The following is a 6,933-nucleotide window of genomic DNA, read 5'->3' on the forward strand; positions in this document are numbered from 1 at the left end:
CGGCGGAATCCCGCCAAACTGTCGATGACCAACAAACGATTGAAGGCCGGGTGGAACGAGAAATTCCTCGTCAGCCTCATCTCGTGAAATTCAACTCACCCGATTCCCCTGCTATCGCCGAGGGTTCGTTGTGCAGCCTGAGTTCTAGGGCACAAGCGTGAGCGAGATCCGTGCCAGAACGCTCGAAGGCCCTTTCAATCGGCTGCAAGAGATTTCAAGCCGTCACGATCAGAGTTGGTGGCAAGAGGCTGCTCGGGTTGCGTTCCGAAGACCAGGTACGCAGCCATGGCAGCCATCATGCAAACGGAAAAGATTGTGAAGACGAGGGCGCGTGTTACCGCGCGTGTAACAAATCGGAGCGTCACGCGGTCATCCTTCACTCGGCCACCAAGGGTTCATCGGGAGACTTCGGCGCAGGTTGCTCGAAAAAAAGCGCCGCCCTTATCAGATCCTCTCGAAGGGCGTCCTTCTGCTCCGAGATCATGCGAGGGATCAGGAATGCATCCAGGAGGAGCCATGATCCGGCTACGATCAGCAAAATCACCCCAACCCCGAGGGCCAGGGTCAGCCATCCCAGGACGAAAAGGGCCATGAGCGTGACGGCGCTTCCTGTCCGCCCAATATAGAATCGATGCGCGCCGAGGCTCCCGACAAAAAGCCACAGCAGATAGGCGGTGACGAGGGACTTAGCCTCTCTCATCACCCTTTGCTCGATCAGCATCCGCTCCTGATATGATAAGCCCGCAACCTTCCACATGCACTTCTTCTCCACAGAGCGCCAACTGAGGCGAACCTCGCGGCATCGGTAAGTCCCAATGCACCCGGTTCTGCCCTAGTAGCGGCCCCTCTCCGCAATCCAGTAGGGGGCTCTAGCAGGGGGTTGCTGAACCCGCACTGAACGACCCGCTTTGTAACTTCAGGTTCGCAGACGTCGCGGCTGCGAGAAGGTTCCTCACTCGGAGCCGCTCCCTTTCGTCGAGTGTTCGACTGAGGACGTCATGGCTCCAACGGCCGTGATCACGCGGGCCTGCATGGAATTCGCGAGAGGTTTCCTTCCGTCGTGTGGGTCATTTCATGTCGGAAATTGGACAACGCCGCCACGGTGGTCGCGAAGACCCTAACAATATCAACGATCAAGGCGACGCTCAGCCGCCTTGTTGATGAATGCTAGATGAACAGAATGATCGGCCCGGTTTAGACCCCCACGGACCGGGAGGAACCAAGCCGCTTTGGGTCCTGTTTACCCGCTCAGACTGCGCTTCAGCCCGATGAGAAGCGCGGGCCTGAAATGGGAGACGAACTATGAAGCTGAATACCATGCTTGCCGCCGGGGCGGCGACGATCCTCGCCGCCACTGTGGTGCCGGCGTCCGCTCAGTCCACCGTTTCTGCGACGACGGATCTGAATGTGAGGGCGGGTCCTGGCCCGAACTACGAAATCGTCGGGATGATCGGCAACGACGACACGGCGACCGTGGAGGGCTGCACCGAAAGCGGCTCCTGGTGCCGGGTCACAATAGAAGGCACGTCGGGCTGGGCTTACAGCCAGTATCTCACTGCCGATGCGGGTGGAGAGACCGTGGTCGTGACGGAACGCCGCACGGAATATCCGGTGGTGACCTATGAGGACAGCGGCGGTGGCGGGGAGGTCGCCGGTGCAGCGACAGGCGCTATCGCAGGCGCGATCGTGGGTGGTCCCATCGGCGCGGCCGTTGGCGGCGCTGCTGGCCTCGTTGCCGGTGCGGCCCTCAACCCGCCGGACGAGCGGATCGAGTATGTCCGTTCGAACCCCGTGGATCCGGTGTATCTGGAAGGCGAGGCGGTTGTCGGCGCACAGCTCCCCGAGACGGTCGAATTACAGACGATCCCGGATTACGAGTACCGGTATGTTTACGTGAACGGCCAGCCGGTTCTCGTTGATCCGAACAACCGTCAGGTCGTTTACGTCGTCCGGTAAGTGCGCCGTTAGACGAAACCATGTCGGCATCCGCTGCAAAAGGCAGGATGCCGGCTTGGGATAGTCCCCACTATCCCTTTGCAACTGCCGTCCGGTCGTCCCCGTCGTTGGGGCGGCCGTACTTTTGGTGTCTGCAGAAATACAGCAGGAAAAACAGACAGTGATCGAGTGGATCAGAGCAAACCATCAACTGATCAGCATCGTTATCAATGGTGCGATGTTGCTCGTTTGGATAGGATATCTGCAGATATTTGTTCGCAGTTACGTTCGCCAAACTCGCCCCAAGATACTGATCAACCGTGGAGGGAGCGGCACTCTTGATGCGTTATGCCTTGTCAGTAACATGAGCAGCGACGCCATCTACGTGGAGAGCATTATCCTCACGCTCCAGACGGCAGACGACGAATGGACCTGTCCGGTGACCGAACTCGATGGGATTGAGGAGTGGGACGAGCCGACCGATCTGAACCTCAGAACCCGGCAGGGCACGCTGGACCCGGGAAAGGTCAGAAATATGGGCACGTTCCGTAAGATCATTGAGCATGCGTTGCGGGCGAGTTCCGACGATCCCGAACTCGGGACCGATCGTTGGGAAAGGCTGGTTCGCTTCGATGTCCGCATCGTCGCGACATACGGATCCGAGGATCTTCCGATTGGAGCGAACCGCTGGTTCACCCTCACTTGGAACGGTGGGACCGCCGCTATGCGTCCCCTGACCGCAGGCACGGTGCAGATCCGATCCCGCCGCGAGCGCGGGAAGATCGCGAGGCTGCTGGATGCGGAGGTTCAGAATTGACGGTGGCGGCATAGGACGGAGAACGTCCGTCAACGGTACCTCCTCGGAGCCAGATTTCGATTAAGCGCTTGTCGCCCCGCTTCCGTCGTCATCCACATACTTTCTTTGCGGTTTGCCGGGAGGAACGATTATGGACCCGCTTTTTGCCGACTGGGGTTGGATCAAGGAGATTGAACAGGCAATTCGGCTGCTCGCGGCGGCCTGCCTGGCGGGGATTGTCGGGTACGAGCGGGAGCGCGGCGATAAGCCAGCCGGCCTGCGTACCCACATGCTCGTCGGCATAGGCGCCTGTCTATTCACGCTTCTCATGGTGGAACTCGTCGATCGGTTTCAGCAAGACGGGGTACAGGCTGATCCCATCCGTATCGTGGAGGCGATTACGGCCGGAATAGCGTTCTTGGCGGCGGGAGCCATCATTCAGTCCCGGGGCGAGGTGCGCGGCCTGACGACCGGTGCGTCTCTATGGGTTGGTGGAGCTGTGGGGCTTGCGAGTGGTCTCGGAGAATACATCCTCGCCGTAATGGCCGTGGTTCTCACCCTGATCATTCTGCGTTTGCTACGCCTCGTGGAATAGTGCCGCCTGTCAACGTCGGAGCAAAACCGGGCCAGTGGGGCGGAGTGAAAGCAGGGCACCTGGCCGACAGGGGCGCGACATAGGAAAGGGCCCGATCGGGCCCTTTCCTATGTCGCGCCCCTGTCGGCCAGGTGCCCTGCTTTCACTCCGCCCCACTGGCCCGGTTTTGCTCCGACGTTGACAGGCGGCACTATTCCACGAGGCGTAGCAAACGCAGAATGATCAGGGTGAGAACCACGGCCATTACGGCGAGGATGTATTCTCCNTTGGTCCTCCCTTGCCGCGGCAGCCCGACGTCGCCCGGCGGACTGCTTGAGGCGGTAGCTGTCGCCGTTCATCGTCAGGATATGGACGTGGTGCGTCAGACGACCGAGCAACGCGCCGGTGAGCCGCTCCGACCCCAGGACGCTCGTCCAGTCCTCGAACGCAGGTTCGAGGTGACGATGGTGGAGCCGCGCTTGTAGCGCTGCGAGAACACCTCGAACAGAAGCTCGGCACCCCGTCGGTGTGAATAAGCGCGCAAGCGGGATCCCGCCTCCGATGACTTAAGCGCCTTGATATAACTTCGGGAAATCAAATCGACGGGGGTTTATATCAGCGTCGATGGGGACCCCAGCGCATTGGGTTTCAATAATTAAATTAAGGAGTTAAGACACTTGTCGCCGGGGTCGCCATTCCGCGCTTATTTACAGGATAATCCCCGTGCGAGCGATAGTCTAACGTCCTGCGGCACCAGAAATGCAGGCCAGTAGCCCCTGATGGCAGAACGGCCCACGCTTCTGCTGGTTCGCGAACCCGCGACGGCGCGGCGGGCCACGCCACTTGCAGCTGTGACAATGCTGACCACGCGGCCTTGCGCCTGACCTATCGCAGCAGCCAGCCGAGCGAGCGACGCAGGTGCGCAGCACCATCCTGCTCGAACCAGGCGCCATGCGAGAAGATGACGCGATCCGGTTCCAGCGCCGCAAGGCGGCGCCCTGCCGTTTTCGCATCGTGTCCCTTGGCTTTCACTATTGCCCGTAGATAGATCGGAGCCCGCCCGTGTGGCGCTGTGACCCCGGCGAGCCTCGCCGGAATTCGCGAGGAAGACGGCAGTTTTTCCACCTCGAGATTCTGGACCAGATCGACGAGGACGAGCGTACGGCTTGGTTGATGGTAAAGCGCCACCTCCGCGAAACCGCCAATGCCCGGAACGATGATTGGGATGATCTCCTGCGGCCATCCCGCCGCCCCAGGGCGAAGGTCACTGTCGAGCCTGACGCCCGAGCGACGGACCTGCCGACGGTCTCTCAGTCCGGGAGCGGCCCATGTCATGGCTTCCGGCACGTGTTCCTGCCAAGCCTTCAGGAAGGTCCAGTGCGCACTATTGGGCGCGACGAAATGGGAGATGCGGCCGATCTGCTCGATCTCGCTCTTCAGCGCCGCATCGAACCTGGTCGGCGAGTGGAGGAGCAGGCTGCCGTCGACCAGACGGATCACCGTCATGCGGATCGGCAGGCGCAAGCCGAGTGGCCGAATGGGGCCACTGTCGACGATCCAGATGCTATCGGCGACCTTCTTGGGCACGTCGAGCGGTGGGTACAGAATTGTCTCGTCTCGCATGTCAGCTTCCGATCAGCGTGAAGATTAAGTCAAAGCCGAGGACGGCGACGGTCAGGAACAGCAACAGGCGGAGAAAATCGAACATCCCGCATTACCTGCGTTGAGGGCCTGTTCCAAGGCGTTCCATGGTTATAGATCCCCTCTACATAGCCGGCGCCTTCATTCCTCCCGATGCGCACAACGCCCCGGCTGGGTTTCAGATGCGCAGATCGTCGAAACAGCCCGTGGCCGGCGTTCTCCCTCGGGCATGGTTCCTTGCTGCGGAACCGCGACTTCCAAGAGGTCACCGGCTTCTGCGCCGCAGAAACCAGTGGCGCTCCTTTAGCCAGCCGTCGAAACAATCGGAGGGCAATCATGCAACTCTCCAAGGCGTTCAGGCCTTTCCCGCTCACCACAAAGGAGGCCACCATGGCGATCAGCGGACTTAGAGAACTGTACGTAGTCGAGTTGCAGGAGGCGCGGAGCTTTGAAGCGCTCCTGACCGAGGCCCTGCCGAAGATGGCGAAAGCGGCGTCGGAAGACCAACTGCGCCAGGCATTCGAGCAGCACCTCGAGGCAACGCGGGAACAGCTGAGCAGCGTCGAAGCACTCATCAAGGAGGCCGGAGCGAATCCGCAGGCACACGAGGACCAGTCGATGAAGGTGCTGGTCGAGCAGTCGCAGAAGATGGCCGGCATGGTCGCTGCTGGGCCGCTCTGCGACGCGGCGCTTATAGCCTCCGCCCAGCGTATCGAGCATTACGAGATCGCCGTTTATGGCACGCTCGCCACCTACGCCAAGATCCTCGGGCTCGATAACGACCACCAGATCCTGAGCGGCATCCTCGGGGAGGAGAAGGATGCCGACGACCTGCTGACGGACATCGCGGTGGGAATGGTGAATCCGGCCGGGGCCGAGAAGGAGGCGAAGGGGTAACAGCGGCATGCCGGCCCTTCGGCGCTCTGTAGAACGACAGATACCGCCCTGTCGGTACGCTGCTGCGCTATCGCAGTGAGCCGCTGGCGTCCGGCAGCGCGCAACCGGCTGCCGGACGCCAGATCATCTGGTGCGCCGCGGCGGTCTGAAGTTCGGACCCATCCAATTCCAGATGGAGCCGATGACGGATGTCATCGCCGCCTACGAAACCTTCGACGTCCAGAACAATGGCTGGGTGAAGGTCGAACTGAACCCCGCCGCATGAGGCGCAACACCGCTCGGCCTTGCGGCTCACGAGTGAAGAAAAGGAGGACGCCATGTCCGATACCCGGACGATCCACACCGGCAAATACGCTATCGACCACATCCACAAACCGGTGACAGTGTATTTCCATAACGACATCGTCGCCAGCACCGACCACGCGCTTTTGGTGCGTGAGGAAGGCACCGAGCCGATCTATTATATTCCCAGACATCGCGTTTACATGGCATTCTTCGTCGACAGCGATCGCGGCGGCGTTCCGGAGGAAAAGGGCCAGGCGCAGTTCTGGACAATTTCGGCGATGAACCGCGCCGGTCAGGACGCGGCCTGGGCATACACCGACCCGGTCGACGAACTGAGTGCAGTCCGTGACCATATCGCCTTCGATCCGACGCAGGTCCGGATCGAAGTGGGCGGGCCGCCGGCCGGAGCCGTCAAAGAGACGCTCTGACACGGTAATAGGTGGTGAAGCCTGCATCCAAGGTGGAACGGGTTGGCGCGTCGGAGTGTTGAACGCGCCGGCTTCGCCTCGCCAAGCTCCTGATGGGTATATTGGCGCCAGGCAAGCCTCCAAGGACCGAGTTTTGTCGCAGCGACTGGATTACGACCGGGCCCCGTGCTCCCAACATGTGATCGGAGGCAGACGTGGACGCGGACGGGAAGGAAAGGAAAGGCGGCTGCTGACCTGGTGGCGCCGCTCCCGCCAATTTCACACCCGACAGATTCTCGGGTCTGTTGCGCGACAACCATCCTGACCGGTTGCGACAAGCATGATGGCCGCTGCCGCGGCTCGAAGGACGGGCGTAGCCCGGCCGGAGAGCCGCGGCA

The 6,933-nt window shown here is 61.1% G+C and carries 8 protein-coding genes and 1 pseudogene; 6 read left to right on the top strand and 3 right to left on the bottom strand.

The features are described from left to right. Nucleotides 1-376: 376 nt before the first annotated feature. Nucleotides 377-757 carry a TM2 domain-containing protein gene (locus VQ042_RS24125; RefSeq protein ID WP_331822818.1) on the bottom strand — a complete coding sequence of 127 codons (381 nt, stop codon included), beginning with the start codon at nt 755-757 and terminating at the stop codon, nt 377-379. Between the two features lie 545 nt (nt 758-1,302). On the opposite strand from VQ042_RS24125, the gene VQ042_RS24130 reads away from it, so the two are divergent. The 3 genes from VQ042_RS24130 (at nt 1,303) to VQ042_RS24140 (ending at nt 3,326) form a co-directional block, all read left to right on the top strand. After that, nucleotides 1,303-1,956 carry a DUF1236 domain-containing protein gene (locus VQ042_RS24130; protein WP_331822819.1) on the top strand — a complete coding sequence of 218 codons (654 nt, stop codon included), beginning with the start codon at nt 1,303-1,305 and terminating at the stop codon, nt 1,954-1,956. A 160-nt stretch (nt 1,957-2,116) separates the two neighbouring features. Continuing rightward, on the top strand, nt 2,117-2,752 hold the full coding sequence (locus VQ042_RS24135; protein ID WP_331822820.1) for a hypothetical protein: 636 nt from the start codon (nt 2,117-2,119) through the stop codon (nt 2,750-2,752). Nucleotides 2,753-2,882: 130 nt separating this feature from the next. After that, complete coding sequence (locus VQ042_RS24140) at nt 2,883-3,326, top strand: MgtC/SapB family protein (RefSeq protein WP_331822821.1); 444 nt, start codon at nt 2,883-2,885, stop codon at nt 3,324-3,326. A 293-nt stretch (nt 3,327-3,619) separates the two neighbouring features. Here the strand turns inward: VQ042_RS24140 and VQ042_RS24145 are convergent. Beyond that, nucleotides 3,620-3,831, bottom strand: a pseudogene (locus tag VQ042_RS24145) (ATP-binding protein); the annotation flags it as partial. A 359-nt stretch (nt 3,832-4,190) separates the two neighbouring features. Further along, nucleotides 4,191-4,928, bottom strand: coding sequence for a DUF4336 domain-containing protein (locus VQ042_RS24150; protein ID WP_331822822.1), 738 nt, complete (start codon nt 4,926-4,928; stop codon nt 4,191-4,193). Nucleotides 4,929-5,282: 354 nt separating this feature from the next. On the opposite strand from VQ042_RS24150, the gene VQ042_RS24155 reads away from it, so the two are divergent. From VQ042_RS24155 to VQ042_RS24165, 3 genes are all read left to right on the top strand, one after another. Further along, a complete protein-coding gene (locus VQ042_RS24155; protein ID WP_331822823.1) occupies nt 5,283-5,843 on the top strand; it encodes a YciE/YciF ferroxidase family protein in 561 nt (186 codons plus the stop codon). A 130-nt stretch (nt 5,844-5,973) separates the two neighbouring features. After that, the gene (locus VQ042_RS24160; protein WP_331822824.1) at nt 5,974-6,108 is read left to right on the top strand and encodes a hypothetical protein; all 135 of its coding nucleotides are present in this window, start codon (nt 5,974-5,976) and stop codon (nt 6,106-6,108) included. Nucleotides 6,109-6,160: 52 nt separating this feature from the next. Then, the gene (locus VQ042_RS24165) at nt 6,161-6,556 is read left to right on the top strand and encodes a DUF427 domain-containing protein (protein ID WP_331822825.1); all 396 of its coding nucleotides are present in this window, start codon (nt 6,161-6,163) and stop codon (nt 6,554-6,556) included. Nucleotides 6,557-6,933 lie beyond the last annotated feature (377 nt).

The sequence above is a fragment of the Aurantimonas sp. A2-1-M11 genome, assembly GCF_036549475.1.
Classification (GTDB): domain Bacteria; phylum Pseudomonadota; class Alphaproteobacteria; order Rhizobiales; family Rhizobiaceae; genus Aurantimonas.

Excerpts from the sequence above, each read along its gene's own strand:
- VQ042_RS24140 (WP_331822821.1), top strand. The coding sequence starts at position 2,883 with ATGGACCCGCTTTTTGCCGACTGGGGTTGGATCAAGGAGATTGAACAG.
- VQ042_RS24130 (WP_331822819.1), top strand. The coding sequence starts at position 1,303 with ATGAAGCTGAATACCATGCTTGCCGCCGGGGCGGCGACGATCCTCGCC.
- VQ042_RS24150 (WP_331822822.1), bottom strand. The coding sequence starts at position 4,928 with ATGCGAGACGAGACAATTCTGTACCCACCGCTCGACGTGCCCAAGAAG.
- VQ042_RS24125 (WP_331822818.1), bottom strand. The coding sequence starts at position 757 with ATGTGGAAGGTTGCGGGCTTATCATATCAGGAGCGGATGCTGATCGAG.
- VQ042_RS24165 (WP_331822825.1), top strand. The coding sequence starts at position 6,161 with ATGTCCGATACCCGGACGATCCACACCGGCAAATACGCTATCGACCAC.
- VQ042_RS24155 (WP_331822823.1), top strand. The coding sequence starts at position 5,283 with ATGCAACTCTCCAAGGCGTTCAGGCCTTTCCCGCTCACCACAAAGGAG.